The following is a 22,358-nucleotide window of genomic DNA, read 5'->3' as shown; positions in this document are numbered from 1 at the left end:
CATCATTAGTCAGCCTCCTTGCTTAATAGTCCTACTTTTGATTTTTCCTTATTACTGCTTCTCTTAGTTCCAGCTTTATTCTTCTTTTGAAAGTCTTTACCTGCTACAACACCGGAGCTCCCGCAATATAAGATTTCACAGAAATCAACTATTGATTTATATGCTTTAGGATCTAACAACATTGCCACATGGTTAGGACAATCTACATCAATTATCTTTAAGTAAGGAATTTCAGCCTTCCAGCCTTTCCAATAGTTCTGATTATCCAATAATAATAAATCCTCCCTGATTGAAAAATATGGTTGAAGTTCTCCCAGGAACCGTCTATTCTTGTTTCTCAGCAAATAGCCCTGTACCCTGTCCGGTGCCGGCAGAGGCAGAATAAAATCATCTCCCGTCTTATAAGCATCCTGCATATCAATAGTTTTCAGTATAGTTTTATATAATCTCTCCTCCGTTTGAGCCAACCCCCGGGTCTTTGCAAGCTTTATCAATTGAGAGAAGTATTCCTCATCATCCAGGTCTATGCTGATCTCTTTCTGGTTAATAAGGGTTTTATGCAGTTTTTCGGGTTCCTGCAAGCACAAAATATAAAGGGCAGTATTAATAACATTAAGTGCAGTATTTTTTCTGAAAAGGTACTCCGGTACATGAACCTTTTTTGTTCCCTCGTCATCAAAAGCCTCCACTATGACAACAGAACTGACTTCCTGACCTATTGCCTGCAGCTGTCGGGTGATTTCATAGGCAAATATGCCTCCTAACGAATAACCGCCAAGATCATAAGGTCCTTCCGGCTGCACCGACTGAATGATTTTCACATAGTATGAAGCTATCGCCTGAATTCCACGTATCAGAACCTGGTCGTTGTACCAGCCATGAGGCTTGATACCATAAAAGGGGCGATTGCTTTTTTCAGCAATCGGGTAGTATACATCTACTCCCCCCAACCCGGCATGTATCCAGAAAACAGGCCTTCCTTCCGTGTTCTTATTTAGATGGATAAGTTCAGGAAACTCTCCCGTTTCTGAAGCTAATTCCATATCATGAACTTTTAGTAATTCCTCATCACCTTTTATGTCTGTCTGCAACAGATTACAGATATCACGGATAGTAGAACATTGGTATAACGCATCGCCTTCAATTACCGGGCCAATTTTCGCCTGTATTCTTTCTGTTATGTACGCAAGATCAAACAAATCAATGTTATAGTCTTTTAGAGATGTGTCCATATCCAGTTTTTGCTTTTCAACTCCTATAGTACCGGATATCAGATCCATGACTTGCTCTTCAACCAAGGAGTAGCTCCTTGGCTCAGGACTTGAATTGCATGATGTGTGCATATCGGCTGCCGCGTGAGAATCGGGATGCTGGACAGGTTCCTGAACAGAGCTTGTTTGGGAGAATTCGAGCTGAGCTTCTCCTTCTTGTACAGTTTCTCTACTATTGTGTTCATCTTGGTCCGGCTTGTAGATTTGATTTTGAAGGTACTCGGCAAGCTCCACTATAGTCGGATGTTCGTACGCTTTATTCACCGCAATGGAAGTACCGTATCTGTTGTTAATGGATTGAATCCATTCCACACCGATAATGGAGTCCATCCCCAATTCAATAAATTTCTTATTCACATCTATATCCTCGGGCCTGATACACAATATCCCTGCCAGGCTGTCTCTCAACCCTTCCCGTAGTGTTTCTGCCCCTTGTATAAGGCTTGAAGGTCTATTTCTTTCAGCTTCTGCCGCAGCTGGTCTTTCTTTTATGAGCTGAGACACACCGCTATGGTTTCCCATCTCACTCCCTAAGAATTCTGCAAGCTCCACTATAGTCGGATGTTCGTACGCTTTATTCACCGCAATGGAAGTACCGTATCTGTTGTTAATGGATTGAATCCATTCCACGCCGATAATGGAGTCCATCCCCAATTCAATAAATTTCTTATTCACATCTATATCCTCGGGCCTGATACACAATATCCCTGCCAGGCTGTCTCTCAACCCTTCCTGTAATGCTTCCGACGTCATTAATAAGCCAGTCAGTTTAACTTTGCCGGGTTGAGTGGAAGTATTCCGGACATCAGGCTTTTCTGATACAGGAGCCTTTAGGGATTGTAACGGAATAAGCCGGGCAGCAGGTTGCAACGAAATTTGTTTGCTATTGACCTTTGGCTGCATCTCTGGCACATTCCGGACATCTGACAGGGAATTGAGGGAAATGCAATTAGTTTTCTCAGTCCTCTTTACTGGAGAAGGTTCCGATAATCGGGACATGACTGTTTGCTTTGCAGGTACTGCTGGTGAATAAAGCAGCATCGGCGAAACATCCTTAACCTTTGTTTCACCATCAGAAACCCAATACCGGTCTCTTGCGAACGGATAGCCAGGCATTGGAATTCTTGAATACTCATTAAGAGGAAACAGGTATTTGAATTCCAGTAAATAACCTTGGATAAATAAGTCTGCAATAACGGATAAGTTCCCTAAATACTCATTTGCATCAGTTGTGTTCAAACAATTCCTTATGCACATATTTCCGTACTGTTCCAAATAAATTTGCCCGCGGCAAGGGTTTTCCTGTAGGTTAGACACATATACCTGAGGAGTTTTACCTTTTTCCAGCCACTTTGTGAGCAGTTTGACCAGTTCATTCAGACTGCGGACTACACACGCCAGCCGATGATTAAAGAACTTTCTGCCCAATAATAGTGAATAACTGATATTCCCGCAGTCCACCCCGGTGTTTTCGTCACAAAAACTTATCAGTTGCTGTACCTGTTTATACAGCTGCTCAGAAGTACGCGCCGATAAAACAATCAAGTAGCCAGCCTTCTCCTGATGCTTCCTGACTACTTCTGGCGGTTCCTCGATAACTAAGTGAGCATTTGTTCCGCTAAAGCCAAAAGAACTGATAGCAGCGGAACGCGGGGAATTTTCCCCAGCCTCCCAATCCCTTAAACTGGTACTTACATAAAAAGGACTGTTGTCAAAATCGATTTTAGGATTCCCTTTTCTAAAATTGATCGATGGCGGAATTTTCTTATTTTTTAGTGAAAGTAAAACCTTTATCAAACTGGCAACTCCTGCGGCAGCCGTAGTATGTCCCAGATTTGTTTTAATAGACCCCAGTGCGCAGTATCCCTGCTTTTGTGTATATTTGCGGTAGGCACTGGTCAACGCACTGAATTCTATAGGATCCCCCAATATTGTACCTGTTCCGTGGGCCTCAACCATTTGAATATTTTCCGGATTTATACTAAAAGAATTATAAACTTCACAAATCAGTTTTTCCTGAGATGCTGCACTAGGAGCTGTAATACCGTTGGTTGAACCGTCCTGATTAATTCCCGATCCGCGGATGACACCATATATATGGTCTCCGTCAGCTAATGCCTCGCTAAGACGTTTCAATACGACTACACCTACACCTTCACCAGGAACAAAACCGTCTGCTGCCTGGTCAAATGCTGAACATCGTCCTGTGGGAGATAACATGCCTGCTTTATTAGTTGATAAATAAAAACCGGGGGTTGACTGCACAAAAACACCCCCTGCCAGAGCCATATCTGTTTCTCTGGTCCATAAGCCCTGGCACGCCAAATGTATAGCTACCAAAGAACTTGAACACGCTGTATCAACAGCGATTGCCGGCCCCTGCAAATTCAAATGATACGCAATTCTTGCCGGAATCACGGAGTTATGGTTACCCCAGGTTGATTGAGCAGGGGGATTGTTTATAAATAAATTCTGGTAATCGCCTGAGCCACATCCTGCATAAACTCCGCATTTGCTTTCCTGAATGGAATCTCCGACGTAGCCTGCATTCTCCAATGCTTTCCAGGATTCTTCAAGGAATAACCGCTGCTGAGGGTCCATGTAGGTTGCTTCAATTCCCGAAATATTAAAGAAAACAGGGTCAAATTTATCAATATTATCCAGAAAACTGCCATAATTGCAAAAACTCTTCCCCTCACGTTGAGTTTCCTGGTAGCGCTCCGAAAGATCCCACCTGCTGACCTCCTTAATTAAGTTCGCACCATTGGCCAAATGCTTCCATAAGTCATCTACTGTCTGGGATTCAGCGAAGCGTCCGGACATTCCGATTACGGCAATTGTCTCTTTTGATATTTCCAAGGCTTTTGCAGTCTCCCTATCTCCATACCTTATAAGAGAAATAGTTTGTGTCGCTTGATCTGCATTTTCTCCCTGAAAACCGGCATCAACTTCTATTGAACCCGGGTTATCTTCATTGAGTATCGAAACTATAGCGGATTCATGTGCTTCAGCAATATACCGGCTAAGGTTATTCACATTATTGTACTCAAACAATACTGTCGTTTCCAGTTTAGTCTTACATCGCTGATTGACTAAATTTACCAAATTCACGGCAATAATTGAGTCTACTCCATATTCAGAAAAGCTTTGATCGTCTGTAATCAAATCCTCATCCATTTTTAGCGACTGAGCAATACTCTCTTTTACAGCTGTTTTAGCAAAGTCTTTAACCAATTGAATGCTTACTCCTGCCCCCTGATTTTTCCTCATCTGAGCACCTGTGATCATATTCACACCCTGAACCGGTTTGTTTGTGATTTTCAGGCAGGTATCACCGGATGAATACATATTCTTGTCAACAGCTTTCCTAAAGTTCACAGCTGCTTGTGCCGTATTTTGCTGCCGTACAACTCCATCACTTTCAGCAATGATTATCTGTTGTCCTAAGCTATGAGCTTTTTGCGCCGGAAAGAAGACTTCCGGAAATCCCTCTTGCTCAAAGATCTTCTTCCAGGTTTCAGGATACAGCCCCGGGCAGCCAGGAATCCTCAGTTCCGCATCTTCATATTTCCACCACCCTTCGGTTAAACCAAAGGTTAAGTGAGTAAATAAACTATTCTCACTGATTTCATTTACCAGGAGCAACCCGTTAGCTTTCAGAGCTGCTTTCACATTTCTCAGGGTTTTCCTTATATTTTTTGTGGCGTGCAATACATTAGCAGCAACGACAATATCATATACCCCTGTTTCAATCCCCTGCCTGTTTAAAGGTTCTTCAACATTCAGTATTTTGTATGTTAGGAATGGATTGACCGGCCCATATTCCCTTTCGGCAAATAATAAAAAGGCTTTTGAAAGATCGGTATAGCAATATTCCTGAATATGCCCACCATAGGGTCGAAGCTTTAAAAAGTTTGAAGCGCTTGTACCGCCTGTACCAGCACCAATTTCCAAAATGCGTATTTCAGCTTTCGGATCTTGTTCGATCCTCTCTCTTAAATACGCGATTATTGAGTCGGACAATACTTCATTAAAATAGTCCGAAACAGGATTATTTTTATATATGCCTTCCACCAGTTCCATGGAGGAATTGGGAAAGAGGATATCCGTTGCCGCTTTTTTCCCTGTAAGGATTTCCGGCAATGAACGCATAGTAGCCTCAACCAGGTTAAGTTGCGCCACATTCTTTTTATTTTTCACTAATTCGCTCTTAGCCATCTCCCACTCGGCCCATACAGAGTCTGGGTCAATTAGCAACGTATCCTGTACCAAACATACTTCCCCTTCTAAGGTTAGATAATGGTTCCGTTCCAATACAGAAACAGATTCATCCAGCCATCGGTCATACAAATCAATGATTCCACTTTCCTTCTTATCTTCTTTAACAATTGAATGCTTTTTTCTTAGCATGCCGATGGATTGTAGCTGGCACCATAGCAGCTTGCAGATAATATCCTTCAAGAAATCATCCCCATTTCCAATTTGATTTTCTCAACCATTTCATCTCTTAATGGCATGTAACGCTGAATCTTCCCGATGTTTGAGGAAACCCCGGCCTGATAAACTAAAATTGTCTCATCCGGTATATCTTTTGTATTTATTGGTTTGGTTGTATTGATTAATGCCATTTGATTAACCGGCCCGGCCAGTAATTTCTCCAGAGCTATCATAGCCCCCTCAGGATCAATATGGCCTGTACCCGCTTTTATCAGCCGTTTTTTAAATGCTTCCGGTATAGCACCTCCGATACCAACGTCACCCCAGTATCCCCAGTTCATCACTTTTACAATACATGTCCATTCCTGAGCCAGCTGGTGTGCAAATGCATCTTCAAAAACACTGCCTGAACAGTAGCTGCTCTTCCCGTGATCTTTGGAAAATGCAGCTAAGGAAGAAAAGAATATAATAAAGTCTAAAGGCTCTTTTCCAAACACCTGAGCTAAATATACACTCAGATCAACTTTTGCAGACAGTCCCTCCCGGAACAATTTCTCTTCCATTATTGTCAGGCTTTGATCCATTGCCCCGACTGCGGCATGAATAACACCGTTTATCCGGTGGTAAATCTGCTTTATTTCCATATATGCATGTTCAAGTGAATTCTTATCGGAGGCATCTGCCGAAATATAGATTGGAGCAGGCCCCAGAGCAGCCAGTTTATCTAGTTTTGCCTGAATCTGTTCATCAATCGGCCTCCGGCCAATCCAGACAATTCTAGCTCGGTAGCTGCGGAGCATGTATTCGCTCCACACCTCACCCAGGCCGCCTGCGCCTCCTATTACGATATATACCCCTTCCGTTTTATACACGGTCTTCATTTCCGAAGGGAGATCAGCATTGATCAGCCGTTGTTTATACCACATCCGGCCCCGGTAAGCCAAAGACTCCCCATACAATTCTGCAGGTATAGTGAATATTTCGGGTACCGGCCAGTCACAATTTTCCTCAAGGTCTATAATAGAGGTTTTCCAGCCGGGATATTCCTTAGACATCGTTCCAATTAACCCGTGAAGGCTTGCATTTACCGGATTGACCGTTTCATTTTTATAAACAGGCTGGCATTGCGTAGTAATCACACTCCAGCTTAATTCTCTGGTGCCATAGCCCAAACTAAGGAGAGCTTTAATTACTCTAAAGCAGAAAATAACCCCTTGATTCTGCCCATCTATCACTTCGTCCGAGGTTACGGATTCAATCTGCTTGTTTTGAGCAATCCATATGATATGACCAATTAATCCATACGCCTGAAGCTTTTTGGGTATCTCCTCCGTAGTATCGAACGCTCCGATTTTCAGCAGGTGAGCATCAGGATAACACTGCTTGATAAGTTTTTCTGCATCCTGGTTACATCCTATTATCACAGTACATCCTTCCCTGACTGAAGGTTTTTGGTCTTGTTTTATTTGAATCGGATCCCATACGGGCATAAGCGTGATATTTCCCGTAAGGGCTCCATTAGTATTTATTTCTGCAGGGGTTTTCTCCTCAAACGTTCTTGTGGTCAGGCCCTGCATCCGGACTAAAACAACTCCTTTTTCATTGCACAAATCAATATCAAGATTCTGTATCTCCGCTGATTGGCTTTTTTCTCCAGGTTTGATCAAGGCCCACACTTTTGATGTACATTTCCCTGCTACCTCAAGCTTTTTCAAAGAGAATGCCAGTGCAGGTTTTAGGAATTTACCGGAGTCATCACCTTTTCTATTTAAAGCAATTGATGCCTGAACTGCCGAATCCAACAAGCTCGGATGGAGAGTGAAATGCTCCAGTGTGTCAGATAGTGCTGGAGGCAGGGATAATCTTGCCAGTATATGATTTGCTCCTGCATATACTTCTTTTATACCCCTATATCCCGGACCATAATTAATCCCCATTTCTTCAAATACTTTATAGTATTGATCAGGATCAGCAGTTTGAAGGGTGGATTGTGCCAGTAATTTCTTTAAATCCAAGGAACTTACTGACCGCTTTGAGTCAAAAGTCACAGTTCCCTGACTGTAAACAATCTTTTGAGATTTCATCTCAATATCTTCACTGTAGATCTGGTATTGAACATCCCCGTCATTCTGTAATGAGAGCCCGATATGTATCTCTACAGGATGATCCTGCACAGCTATAGGCCTGATCCAGACAATATTCTCCAGATTAATCCCTGCACCATCTTCCGGCGAAAGTCCTGCTGCCTCCATAGCTGCAGCTATAACCATTTCCAAATAGGCTACTCCTGGAAAAATCCTGTTTCCTTTTACTACATGATCAAACAGGAAAAACTCATTTCCGGTAAAACTTGAAGTAAACCTTATTTCCGAGAAACGGGAGGTATTTTTATGAACCATAGGATGAATAGGGTTTGCATAAGAGTTGCTCGACCTATGATCAATCTGCGGAGCCCAGCAGCGTTTTCGCGCAAAGGGGTAGGTGGGAAGGCTCATTATACGGGGTTTCACCGCACCATACAGCTTGTTCCAATCACATTTGAGCCCATTGACCCATAGGTTCAGCAGCTTGTCATATTTTCTTTCTGTAAAGAATATATCAATATCATCCTGTAAATCCTTATCTGAATTGAGTAAAGCAACGGAATCACTATTCTTATTGACTTGACCCAGGTAAAAGTCATCTATGCTTTCTTTCCCTTCTACAAACTCCCTTAGTTTTTCCTGTAAATCTTCAAAAGAGGAAACAACAACGGCCATGCGTTCTTCCATTGCTTCACGCCCCACCTGAAGGGTGTAGGCCACATCAGCCAGCAGGTGGTCTGAATATTTTTGTTCAATGACATATTCCAGCAGTTGCTTTGCCTGTTCTCTCAGCTGCTCCATATTCCTTGCCGACAATAGTATAATGACAGGCTGATCCAGTGCAAGGCTTTGCTCTGTCAGGTTTGACGCCTCAGACTGACTGCCTGGTATGTATTCTTCTATGATGATATGTGCATTTGAACCGCCGGCACCAAATGATGAAATTCCGGCAATCCTTGGATATTCTCTTTTTATTCCGTTTATTTGCAACACAGGCCGTTTCCATTGCTGAAGCTTTTGCTGAACAATAAACGGAGTATCAGCAAAATCAATGTTAGGATTTAGCACCTCGGAATGAAGTGAAGGTACCAATTGCTGATACTTAAGCTGAAGCAACACCTTTGTAACCCCGGCAATCCCGGCAGCACTTTCGCAGTGCCCTATATTCGACTTGACCGATCCAATAGCACAGAATTCCTTATCAGGTGTATATTTACGGAACACCTTGGACAAAGCAGTAATTTCTATGGGATCACCAAGGGATGTTCCGGTTCCGTGAGCTTCCAGATAGCTGATTGCCCTTGGGTCGATCCCGGCCGATTTTACAGCTTGTGCAATTACATTTGCCTGTGCGTTGGGATTAGGGACAGAATAGCCGTTGGTCTTACCCCCATGGTTAATTGCTGATCCTTTTATAACACCATATATCTGGTTATTGTCCTTAATAGCTTCAGCCAAGGGCTTAAGCAAAACAGCTCCGACTCCCTCACCGGGAACATAGCCGTCGCCGTCCCGTCCAAAGCTTTCACATCTTCCCCTGCTTGACAAGAAATTCCCCTGGCCAAGCAGTAAGTATTTATTGGGATGGATGGAGACATTAACGCCGCCGGCAACAGCCAACTCGCACCCACCCTGTTGTAAGCTCTGACAGGCCAGATGTATTGCCGTCAGAGATGATGAACACATTGTATCTATTGCCATGCTGGGTCCGTGCAAATTGAAAAAATAGGATATCCTGTTTGCTATGGATGAAGGATTTCCAGGAAGGACAACCGGCTTTCCAAGAATTTGTTCCTGGGCTCCGTAAAGCTGGTATTCTTCATACATTACACCCACAAAAACTCCTACATTGCCTTCCATTCCAGACCCTTGACATTTATTGAGGGGTTCCCGGGTATAGCCTGCATCCTCCAATGTTTCATAAACACATTGTAAAAACAAGCGCTCCTGAGGATCCATTATTTCCGCTTCACGGGGGGAAATATTAAAGAAATACGGGTCAAACTTGTCTGCATCGTCCAAAAAACCTCCCCACTTGGAGTAAGTTTTATCCGTCTCATTTTTATTTTGGCCGGGATACAAGCTATAATCCCATCGCTCCCGTGGTATCTCAGTTATACAATCCCTGCCCCCGGACAGATTATTCCAAAATTCCTGCTGGTTTCTTGCCTGAGGATACCTTCCGGCAACACCGATTATGGCAATATCTAAAGCCCTGTCAGGTCTTTCCTCCTTACGGGTGTCGCTGAGGGATACAAAATTTGACCTTTGCCGTCTGCCGGCTACCGGCTTTAGCAGCCCCGTCAGGCTGTTTGGACCGTTCATTCCTGCCAGTAAATCCTTCTGTTTTATTCCCACCAGGCTAACCAGCTGCTGATGGTGATTTTCCAAAAAATAACCGGTTAGATCCCGGATATTTTGATATTCGAAAAATAGAGTTTTGGATAAAGAGCCGAAGCTCTCTTCGAGACGATTGGTCATGTGCATTACCATAACTGAATCTATCCCGTATTTTTCCATTGGGGCATCAGCCTCGATCTGGCTGGCTGGCAGCTTGATAATCGAGCTAAGGAGGCTCTTGAAATAATTTATAGCTTGTTCCTGAAGAAGGTCTTGGGCAATTTCTGTCCCCTCCTGCTCTTTTTTTGCATAAGGAGAAGTTACTGTAACTTCATCGCCGTACGATTGCCCCTTGAAAATCCTTCGTAGCCGCGATACATCCCCCTCTACCACCAGTACCTGGTCCGTGCCGGAATCAAAGCTCCGATAAAAGGCCTGAATGCCCGCTGAGGTTTTTATAGCGCTCATACCAAGGTTTTGCCACATCTTTTGGGTTGCTTCATCTACATACATTCCGCCGTCTTCCCAAAGAGGCCAATTTATAGTCAGAGTACGCCCGTGACGTTCATTTGCCCCTGCCAGTTCATTGCGGTATGCTGCATAAGCGTCCATAAAGCCGTTTGCACTGGCGTAGTCGGCCTGGCCAATATTACCCATAGCTCCGGCTCCTGATGAAAAGAGGATAAAGAAATCCAAAGACATGTCTTTGCTCCCCTTGTCCAGATTCACCAGTCCTTTAACCTTGGGAGCCAATACTTCTGAGAACTCTTTGCTGTTTTTCTTAATGATAAAATTGTCTTTAGTCACCCCAGCGCTGTGGATAATGCCATGAAGGCTGCCAAAGTCTTCACGGATATTTTGGAACAAAGCGTCTACAGCCTGTTTTTCAGCTATATCGACTTGCCTGTATATTACTCTGGCACCCTTAGCCTCCAGTTCTGCAAGTTTGTCCTGCTTTTCTTTGCTTAAAGGAGAACGCCCTGTGAGGATCAGAGTTGGGGTCCGGACCTGCCGCGCAATTTCTGCGGCAAAGATCATTCCCAGGTCACCGGAGCCTCCGGCGATCAAATATAAGCACCCATCTTTCCAGGGGATAGGCGGTAGATTTTGAGATGCTTCCGCTTCCCTCCAATCAAGTACCCACCGTTTACCCTCCTGATAGCGGATCCTGTGATCGTCGGGGCATAAGCTGCTATCCATTAATTTCCCTGCAATGACCTCAGAATTTTCCCAAGCTTCCACTTCAATTAACTGCCCGGTCAGCAGAGGATTCTCCAGTTGCGCGGTTCTTAAAAGTCCGGATAGACCTGATAAGAGTTGCTTATCCTTTTGTCCCGAAATAATAACCTGAATCAGTATTTTATCCTTGGGTTTGTTTTTAAGGATGCATTGAATTTCCTCAAACAACCGGACAGCATAAGTATTAAAGCGCTCTTCAATAGCTTCCTGCTCAGATTGGAGAATAATGCAATTCACTCCGCTCATTTGAGATTTAAAATTCTCCATATTAATTCCTTCGGGTTCACATAGCGCCACAAACCGCTGCATGCACTTGTTTACAGGGTTTTCTATAATATCTGCGCATTCTTTCCAATAAGGCTGGAACAACACTGTGCCCGTTTTAGCTGAAGAGTCTGAGGAATCAGTTCCATCATTCAGCAGCCTTGAAGTATATCCTTTCAGACGTAAACAAATCTCTCCGTCTTCATTGCATAAATCTATATCCAGCTTATGAAGATTCTCTCCTGCCTGCATATTTGTCTGATAACTTATCAGCGCCCACATTTCCGGTGTGCAGCTGCCAAAAATTTCGAGCTCCTCCAACGCAAAGGGCAGCGAAGGCCTTGAGGAACCAGAGCCCAGCACTAACCCGACTGATGCCTGCAGCGCTGAGTCAATTATGCTCGGATGCAGCACATACTGGTCTTTTGTGCCGCTGACAGAGGATGGGAGGAATATCTTCGCCAGTACCTGATTATTTCCCAGGTATATTTTATCGATCCCCCTATGCCCCGGACCATATTCAATCCCCATATTTTCCAATACCTGATAACAGCGGGAAGCATCGATACTCTCTGTAAACTGCCCCAGCAAAGCTTTGATATCCAAATTCGGTATTTCTACAGCTCCGCCAGGCATTCCGGTACCCTGACTGTGAACTATTGACTCCGCACCATTCTCTTCCGTAAAGGAATAGATATCAAATGCGATACCCCCGTCACTGTCAGGATAAAGTCCGATATGTAATTCAACCGGTTGTTCTTCCACAGTAACCGGCTGAACCCAAACCACATTTTTCATCCGAAGCCCTGCCCGGCCTTCCTTTCCTACCCCTGCACGTTCCAGTGCTTCTCGTGCCATTTCGAGATATGCTGCTCCTGGCAATACTTTCTTACCCCTTACTACGTGATCGGTCAGAAAGAATTCCTTTCCGGAAAAGCTTGAAGTAAACTTAAGCTCTGAGATGTCCGATGTGTTTTTATGAACCAGGGGATGAATTACAGATTCCTTGAGATTGTTTTCGGAGGATCGGGTCTGATGCACCCAATAGCGTTCTTTTGCAAAGGGATACGTCGGCAGGCTGAGCTTGTAAGGTTTAGTACTGCCATACAGCATGTCCCAATCAAAGGAAAGTCCCTTAACCCACAGGCTTAACAACTTTGTATACTTTCTTTTCTCAATCCATTTATTGACTGCTTCCTGTAAATCTTCATCTACAGTAAACAAGGAAACTGAATCATTATTTTTTTTGCTTTGGCCATGGTAAAGCATATCTATATTTCCCTTACCTTTTAAGAAATCAAGAAGTTTGTCTTCCAGTTCCTTAATGGAGGACACAATTAAAGCAAGGCGCTCTTCCATAGCCTCTCTGCCGGTCTGAAGGGTATATGCCAGGTCTGCAAGACTTGCATTGGTAAGCTTCTTCTCTTTGATAGCATGCAGCAAACGCTCTACCTGCTCCGTCAACCGTTCCCTGTTTCTGGCGGAAAGTACTATTGCCGCCGGGTTTTGTGCATTTATGGTAATATAGTCCTGAACACCCTCCGGTTGATATTCTTCAATAACCATGTGAGCATTTAGCCCACTTGCACCAAAGCTACTGATTCCTGCCCGGAGAGGTTGTTCCGTGCCTTCTACCGTTGGCCTTTTCCAATCCACCAATTTCTGGTTTACCATAAAAGGTGTAGCGTTAAAATCAATATTAGGGTTCAATATGCTGGAATGTAGCGAAGGAACGATTTTTCCGTGTTTCATTTGCAGCAGTACTTTTATAACACCCGCAACACCTGCTGCCGATTCGCAGTGTCCGATATTTGACTTTACTGACCCTATCATACAAAACTGCTTATCATCAGTAAAATTTCCGAAGGCCTCCGTTAAAGCCGATATTTCTATAGGATCACCCAATTTTGTTCCGGTCCCGTGGGCTTCGATATAGCTGATAGTCCTGGGATCAAACCCAGCTTCCTCTAACGCCTGAGTAATCACCATTCTCTGGGCTTTCGGATTAGGCACCGTATACCCGCTTGACTTTCCTCCATGATTGACGGCTATGCCTTTGATTACTCCATATATGTGATCCTTATCACGTTTGGCATCGCTCAATCTCTTTAGCATCAATACCCCGACGCCTTCACCCGGAATATACCCGTCTCCGCCGATACCAAAGCTCTCGCAGTGGCCTTTTGAGGATATAAACTGTCCCTGGCTGAGCATCAGATATTTATTTGGATGAATAGTAAGATTAACTCCGCCGGCTAAAGCAGCGTCGATTCTCTTATCCTTTAAAGCCTGGCAGGCTAAATAAATCGAGGTCAATGAACCGGAGCACATTGTGTCCAGTGCTATACTTGGACCATGAAAGTTACAGAAATAAGACACTCTGGTAGCTATAGACGATATTCCTGCTGCCAGACCCATGGGCTGCCCCTTCAGTGTAGCTTCTGCAGCGTATAACGGATACTCCTGGTACATGACTCCAGCATAAACGCCGACTGAACCCGGCATATCAGTTTCCTGCCCTTTTTGGAGCCCTTGTCTGGTATACCCCGCATCTTCCATTGCCATCCAGCAGTGTTCTAAGAACAACCTTTCCTGGGGATCCAAAAATTCTGCTTCCCTAGGTGAGATATTAAAAAATCCTGGGTCAAATTTATCCATATCATCAATAAACCCTCCCCATTTACTGTAAATATTTCCGGTACTCTTCCGGTCTTCAGAATAATATTCCTTCCAGTCCCAGCGGTCTTCCGGTATTTCTGTAATGCAGTCCTTTCCCTCCCTCAAATTATGCCAGAATTCATTGACATCATAAGCCTGAGGATAACGTCCTGATATGCCTACAATAGCTATATCCAGACCTTCTGCAATCCTTGGTCGGCCATCACTGCCACTTTCATCAGAACTAACTTTTTCAGCTAAAACATCACTGTCAAACACAGCATTATGCAACATTGAAGGATTCATTACTTCTCTTAAAGATGCATTTGATATCTCAGCAATGATTTCTCCCATATCTGTCAGCACCACAGCATCAATGGAAATGAAGCCGTCCCTTTTACTTCTGATTGTATTGATGACATAGGCATCTTCCGTCATCTCCCTGAAAACTGTCAATCTTTCTATCATCAGAGGAACCAGTATGTTATCTGTTTTTTTATTATCTTCATCAGCTATGCCGAGATAACAGCAGTTTAGTAGCAACGGGTCAAAAGTAAAGCGTGATATATCACCTTTTTTCAGCTTGTTGGCTAAGCCTATCTTTGAAATCAAGGTGTTTTCACCATATCTATAAGCTGCTTCAACATTTTGCAGCATTGGTCCTACTTTGAAATTTTTTACTATGTGATAGCTTTTATTTATGGTTTCGTCATCTACTGTCTTTGATTCTTTTATCATGGAATAAATATCTATGACTTTTCCGGGTACCTCTACAGGTTTGATACACTTACCGCTGCAACACGGTTTAGACTCTTTAGGGTGTGTGATATAGTATTCTGTGCTAAAAGTGGTTTGATTAGAGTCACCACAAAACCGTACCCTCACATGAACCTTTTCTTTTTTTTCCAGAGTTACAGGTCCCCCTATGAACTGAATGTTTTTCAGTCCTACAGGTAAAGCACCGGGATTTTGCCGCAAATAAGCTTCAAGTGCCAGACATGGATGGGTAACACCCATCAAGGCAGGTTTGCCGAATACTAAATGATCCCGCAGGTATGCCTCATCTTCATAAAATATGAATGTATCAGAAGCTAATGTACCATTATTATTAGCTGGTTTAAACACTTCCTTTTGATTTATTTCAGTTATTGGGGAACTAAACTCTTTCATGGCAATTTTTTGTTCAAGATACTTGATTAACTCCTGCAAATTGCTGTTCTCAAATAATAGAGTAGGATTTAGCGATAGCCCTAGTGCATTTTCGATGTCCTTTACTATAAATAATAGCTGGGCTGATTCCAGTCCCAATTCAAAAAAAACCGTATCCAAATCGATATCGGAGTCCTTTTTCTTAATATACCCGGCAAAGATTTTCCTTAAAATTTCTTCTATTGAATCAGATATGCGGGATTCCCCCATTCCCTTTCCTTGACTTGCTTGTCCCTTTGACCTGATTTGCTTTGTAGTGATTTCTTTTAATTCAGCCACCAATTCCCCCTCCAAATTAAAAAAATTAATATCCAGTTTCCTGATATCATTAGCTGTTTGTATGGATGATGTGTCCACCAATGCATAACAATGAGTCTGCAACAGTTCCCTTCCGGAAAACGACTCATAGTATAGCGGTATAAACAATTCACTATTATCCGAGCTGTTACTGTCTGCCAATACAGATGCCGCCATCGCCGCCCCATCAATCAGAGCAGGGTGGAAAAGGGTATCCATGGATTTATATTGATTCTCGTCTATACACAGCTCGACCAAACACCCTGAATCTATTACATAAATACAGCCCTTAGCCTTAATTACCCCTTGATGCTTCAATCCCCGTTTTCCGGCCTCACCATACACTGATTCAAGATCAATACACTCCTTGGCAGACCTCTTAAGACCTAGAATATCTATTTGCTGTTTTTTCAAAACAGCGTTTTCATGCAATTCTGCCGCCGCATATAACCTGCTTTCAGAAGGATCCTGCTGTGCCCCTGTTTCAGAGCCTTCTACGCTGATACTCCAAGCTTGTGATTTCTTTGTAAATGTAATCCTTATCTGAACCGGAGAGCCTTCTCTTACAATCAGCGGGCTATAAATCGTCATATGTTTTAGACATAACCCGGTAATCCCTGTCTCTAACCCCTGTTTAGCCAGTTGATAGAGCATGTCTATATAAGCCAGACCCGGTAATAAAGCTTCTCCATTTACCGTATGATTCTTAACAATAGGATTCTCTTTGGAAATGCTTAAACTAAATACTTTTTTCATGCGACCTCTCTCCAAACCGTTTTATTTTACTTCTCCCCAGAATGTCCCAACAGGTATATGGGATTCCTGTCCAGTTCCTTTAGCCGGCTCTATAACAAATTTTTGAATGATACTGTTAAGATCTGTTCCATTACAATACTCCGGCTCATGTTTCGGAGTAGGCAGAGCTTCCGGGGATGATGCCGCTGACAGTGGAAAACTTCTCTTTTGCAGTTCCGGACACTTTTGAGGATAATACCGCTGCATATAGTTTCCACCCGGCACAAACTCCTCTATAATGATATGGCAGTTTGTACCCCCATCTGGAAATGAACTTTGGGCAGCAATCCGCTTCTTGCCTGGTGCTGTCTCCCATTCTATCGTTTCCCGGTTAAAGCGGATCCGGGATGAAGTAAAATCATAATAATCAAAAGGCTCCAAAGCTGACAGAAATGGAGGAATCTGTTTATAATGAACACTGAGCAGACAGCGGATAAAACCTGCCATTCCGGATGCCAGCAGTAAATGTCCGACATTTGGTTTTATTGAACCTGCATAACATTCTGATAAAGAAAGATCATCCAAATGGTAAATATCTGATAGTGCTTTTATTTCTACTGAATCAACCACAGGTGAACCACCGCCGTTTACTTCAATATAACCAATATCCTCTGCATTCCTGCCACTGCACATCAGGGCATCCTGCAATACCTGCTTCTGAGCATTGATATTAGGTGAGCCGGGGCCAAGGGTGCGACCATCGTTATTAGTTGCAATTGCTTTTATTACGCCATATATATGATTTCCATCCTTAACGGCATCGCTGTACCGCTTCAGTATGACTACACCGCAGCCTTCACCTAAAACTTCTCCACCGGAGTTTTTATCAAAAATATTAACCTTCCCGTCCCTATTTAAAATGTTGCGGGCATCAAAAAGTTCATGGGAATAAGGGCTCAACAGTAGGCTTACCGCCCCCGCTACTGCAATGTCAATCCGGTGATTTTGCAGGGCATCCGAGGCAAACACCATGCTGGTGATTCCTGAAGAACAAGCAGTATCAACGATCAGACTGGGTCCCCTGAAATTAAAAAACCGTGAGATATTTGTTGCCATGTAGTTCTGACCTGTTCCCAAAATCGGATTGGGCGCATTCAAAACCGCATTAATTTTTGCATTGGACTGTGAACGTCCGCCGATATAAACTCCTACTTTTTCTCCTGACAGATCTTTATGCCGGTATCCTGCATCATAGATTGCTTTCAGACTCTCCTCGAGAATAATTCTTGCCTGTGGGTCCATTATTTCTGCATCTTTTTCGTTTATACTAAAAAAATCGGCGTCAAACAACTCAGCATCATCAAGCCATCCACCATAGTCAATCCGGTTATTCTTCGGCTGCCACCGTTTCTCCGGTACAGGCTTTATAGCCGATAATCCCCGGGTAAGGAGCTGCCAATAGTCTTCTTTTGCAGGTGCACCCGGAAACCTGCATGATAACCCTACAACAGCTATATCATCCGTAGTCCCGCCAAAACCTTTTTCTGCCAAACACCTCTTCTGTTCAGGTATTTTTACTGCCTGAACTTTTGTGTTAACTGCATACCTTTTCCTGAAACTTTCTCCGTGGTGTACAGTAAAGTAATCCACCAGCTCCGAGATTGTTCCGTATTCCAGAATTAATGATGGCTCCAGTTTCTTTTCTACTCCCGATTGCAGTGTTTGAACAAGTTGAGCAAGGATAATTGAATCAATACCGTATTCGCTAAACTGCTTGTTTTCATCTAATTGATCATCTGATAACTTTAGTTCCGACATGAACTGTTCCCTCAGCCACTGTCTGACATAGTACTGCAAATCTTTATGCAAACCGACATCTTTATTTGCGCCCGAGTCATTATGAGCAGTACCTTCGGTAATCTCTTTTATTCTTAGCAGACAGTCATCCCGGAATTTATCTCCATTCGTAACACAAGGCAGACACACATTATAGGATTCCTTCTTAATAAAACTCAAGAATGTTATCCCGTCTTCTGTGGAAAGAGGCTCCATACCGGTTTTAGTATATGAGGGAGTGACATTTTCTCCGGAGGCCATTCCTGTCTCACCCCATACAGGCCATTGAACAGCTTTGAAACAGCTGTTTCTCCGGCATGCTTGATTAGCTGCGTAAAAATCCATATAGGCATTTGCCATTGAGTAGTCGGCTTGGCCCACTGCCAGCCTGGGTATAGTACCCGATACAGAAGAGAATAGAATAAAAAAGGCTAACGGTTCATTTTCCATTGCCTTGTGCAATATACGAAGGCCTTTCATTTTAGGTTCACAAACCGACTCAATGTCTGACAGTTCCTTTTTAAAAAACGCCGGGCTTCTGCTCATCATTCCGGCACAATGATATACTCCGCTTATGGCACCCGCCTGCTGATGGATTTCATCTACCATAGTCCTTAAGCCATCCTCATCGGTAAGTGGCGTACTATAATATAAAACATTAACTCCTTGCTCTATATAGGACTGCATTTTTCCTATCTTTTCAGCAAAAACACTTTTGTTTTCATCCACCAGAATTTCTTTCCAGACCGATTTTTCCGGTAGTTTTTCACGTCCTATTATTACCAGATTCCGGCAGCCACAAGAAACAACATACTCGGCAATGGATGCTCCGATTCCCCGTGACCCGCCTGTAATCAGAATAACATCGCGGGAATTAAAGCTTTCTTTTTGAAGAGAATCTTTTAAAATGTCATTTTCTATTTGATTTTTTATTAGTTTCGGTTCATACCGCTTATCTATACGATAACAGCACTCTGCTGAATCAGCTGAGTAGCTGCCGTAAAATTCTGTTTCAATTTGCTTCTGCAGTTTTTCATAATCCTCAAGCGTACAGTCACTATCCACAGTTATGGAATATATTTGTTTATATTCCGCTCCCAGCACCCGGTATAATCCTGCCAGACGAGCCCCCTGCATTGTGGGGCTTGAAGTCTGGAAGTGCTGCAGTTTATGGGTGACTTGCAAAAAGACCAGATTTTCGTTCCTGTAGTGCTCGACTATCTTCTGCAACAATCCTATTTTCCCGGATTCGATAGTAACAGATTCTTCATATGCACTATCATAGGCTGTGATATCTATTACACCAAGAAGCTTATGAGCACTGCACCTGTCCTTTATTTCCTGATACATAACCTTGCCTGCTTCAGCGGAATAAAAATCGGCAATTATCCTTTCGTTCCTGCCTGGATCTGTATCAGCCTGCCCAGCACCATGAGTAACATGAATCACCTTTATTTCTTCCCGGTTCTCGAACAACCTGCAAGAAAGTTTTTGGGTTACTCCGGTTTCCAGTACTATAACAATCCCCGAAGCTATATCAAGACTAGTGGACTTGTTTTTTTCTTCCCAATCCTTTAACAGAATGTTTTTTTGCAAAACCTCTTTTTTCAACGTATTTTCCTTCTTAGACTTAATAAAGTCAGAGGTAGAATCCGCCAGTTTCGGAGCTTTTTCTGATATCCAATAGCGTTCTTTTGCAAACGGGTAGGTTGGCATACTCATTCTATGAGGCTTAATGCCGCTATACAGTTTATTCCAGTCAACCACCCTACCCTTTATCCATATTTGCGCTAACATTTCATAATTTCTCTGGGTTAACCAAATCTCAATAGATTTCTCAATATCCTCATCTTCTGAAATCACTCTGCCAGCTTCAACTCTGCCTGAATATACACCTTCAATGCCAGCCTTTCCTTCTATGACCTCCTTTAGCTTGACCTCAAATTCTTCGATTGACGAAACAACAAATGCCAGCCGCTCTTCCATAGCTTCCCGGCCAACCTGAAGTGTATATGCCAGATCTGTCAAAGCAATAGCAGTATTTGATTTTTTCTCTAAAGAATGCTCACGACACTTCTTAAGAAACTCATAAGTTTTTTGCACATAGGCCTTAAGCCTGTTTTTATTTCGCGCTGACAAGGTAATAATGGCCGGATTAATGTCACGAGAAGAATTCAGGCACTGTTCAGGCTTTGATGATAAATACTCTTCCACTATAATAAAAGCATTGCTGCCACTTGCCCCAAAGGAGCTTAATCCGGCACGTCTGGGATAACCGGCTTTTTCTCCTTGTGCTTCTTCAGGCAGTGTCCATTCTTTCAGACTATCCGCTAAATAAAACGGTGTTTCATGAAAAGGAATATAAGGGTTCACCTTTTCGGAGTGCAGAGATGGAAATAACTTTCGATACTTAAGTTGAAGCAGGACTTTAGTAAGTCCGGCAATTCCTGCTGCTGCTTCAAGATGTCCGATATTGGACTTCGATGATCCTATCGCACAATACTGCTTTCTTTTAGTCCATTTACTGAATGCCTTATTGAGTCCTTGGATTTCGATAGGATCCCCGAGGGATGTCCCTGTCCCATGGGCCTCGATATAGCTCAACGTAGCCGGGTCAACCCCGGCATTTTCCAGTGCATGGGCTATAACCTCAGACTGGGCAACAGGGTCTGGTACAGTCAATCCCGATGTCTTTCCCACATGGTTTAAAGCAGAACCTTTTATAACGCCGTAAATATGGTAACCCTGTTTTTCTGCTTCCTCAAGGCTGGTAAGCAATACAGCACCCACACCTTCCCCGGGCACATATCCGTCTCCGCCTTCGCCAAAGCTCCGGCACCTTCCGTCAGACGATAAAAAGTTTGCCTGTGATAGAAAGTTATATTTATGGGGATGGGTTACAACATTGACTCCTCCGGCTAAGGCATAGCCGCATTCGCCTCTGCGTATGCTTTCACAAGCTAGATGAATAGATGTCAGTGCTGAAGAACACATAGTGTCTACAGCCATTGATGGTCCATGAAAATTCAAACAATATGATACAATATTGGGGATGGCAGCCGGGCTTGAGCCTAGTGATACAGGCATTCCCCTCTGAGTTAGTTCGGCTGCAAACAACTCATAATGACTCCAGAAAACTCCGGCAAAAACACCTACACTTTTATTACCGGATGACGGGTAATTATGGGTAGCCCTGTCCTGATAAAATCCTGCGTCTTCACATGCCTCCCAGGCTACCTCCAAAAACAACCTGGCTTGTGGATCCATCCTTTCGGCCTGAACGGGGAGCATGTTGAAGAACAGCGGATCAAATTTATCTATATCATCAATAAACCCCCCATATTTATAGATCTCCTCAACATCATAGGAGAATTGATAATCCTTCCATCTGTCTTTTGGAAAACCCGTAATGCAATCCCTTCCCTGCTTCAGGTTTTCGTAATAACTTTCTATTGAATCAGCCATAGGATAACGGCCAGCCAGCCCTATAACAGCTATATCATCCACACTTCGGGATTTTCCCCGTTCTGTTTTGACAGTATCAGCCTTTGAAACCATAGCTGATTGCATTTGCTTGCCGATTTGGTTTTCATCCCCGTAAAGTATAACAATCTGAGACTTTTGGAGGCTTATTATGCTATCCAGCGCCTGCAAACCAAGCTCAGTCGGCAGCGGTTTTATTCCGGACGTTGTATATATCATATCTTCCAGTTCTTTGTCTATATGCATACCACCATCCTGCCATAACGGCCAGTTAAAAGTAATGGTTTTGCCATAACGCTTCTCATTGGCAGCTTTCTCTTGACGGGACATACCGAAGCAATCCATAAACCCGTTTGCACTTGCATAATCCCCCTGCCCTACATTTCCCAGAACAGCGGAAAGTGATGAAAAGATAACAAAGAAATCCAATCTGTCATTTTTAGTTACCTCATCCAGATGGTGTAGGCCACCCACTTTGGGAGCCAACACTTCACGGATCTCTGCG

At 43.3% G+C, this 22,358-nt stretch carries 3 protein-coding genes (1 of these 3 only partly in view); all 3 read right to left on the bottom strand.

The window, feature by feature from the left end; all coding sequences use genetic code 11:
- Positions 1-5: 5 nt before the first annotated feature.
- Tightly spaced (at most 21 nt apart), the 3 genes in view from N3I35_15290 to N3I35_15280 form a layout consistent with a single transcriptional unit that may run on beyond the window.
- Positions 6-5,732 carry a phosphopantetheine-binding protein gene (locus N3I35_15290; protein ID MCX8131443.1) on the bottom strand — a complete coding sequence of 1,909 codons (5,727 nt, stop codon included), beginning with the start codon at positions 5,730-5,732 and terminating at the stop codon, positions 6-8.
- Entirely contained in the window at positions 5,729-16,555 is a 10,827-nt protein-coding gene (locus tag N3I35_15285; GenBank protein MCX8131442.1) for an SDR family NAD(P)-dependent oxidoreductase, read from the bottom strand. Before N3I35_15285 ends, N3I35_15290 begins: the two co-directional genes overlap by 4 nt.
- Before the next feature lie 21 nt (positions 16,556-16,576).
- A protein-coding gene (locus N3I35_15280) for an SDR family NAD(P)-dependent oxidoreductase (GenBank protein MCX8131441.1) crosses the window boundary here: on the bottom strand, positions 16,577-22,358 show its 3' portion. 2,135 nt of this gene lie beyond the right edge of the window; the window shows 5,782 of its 7,917 coding nt (coding positions 2,136-7,917); the start codon falls outside the window, past its right edge; it ends in the stop codon at positions 16,577-16,579.

The sequence above is a fragment of the Clostridia bacterium genome, from assembly GCA_026414765.1.
GTDB lineage: Bacteria > Bacillota > Clostridia > Acetivibrionales > DSM-27016 > SKW86.
This window is presented reverse-complemented; position numbering and strand designations above follow the sequence as displayed.

Coding starts and splice junctions, on each gene's coding strand:
- N3I35_15285 (MCX8131442.1), bottom strand. CDS start 16,555: ATGAAAAAAGTATTTAGTTTAAGCATTTCCAAAGAGAATCCTATTGTT.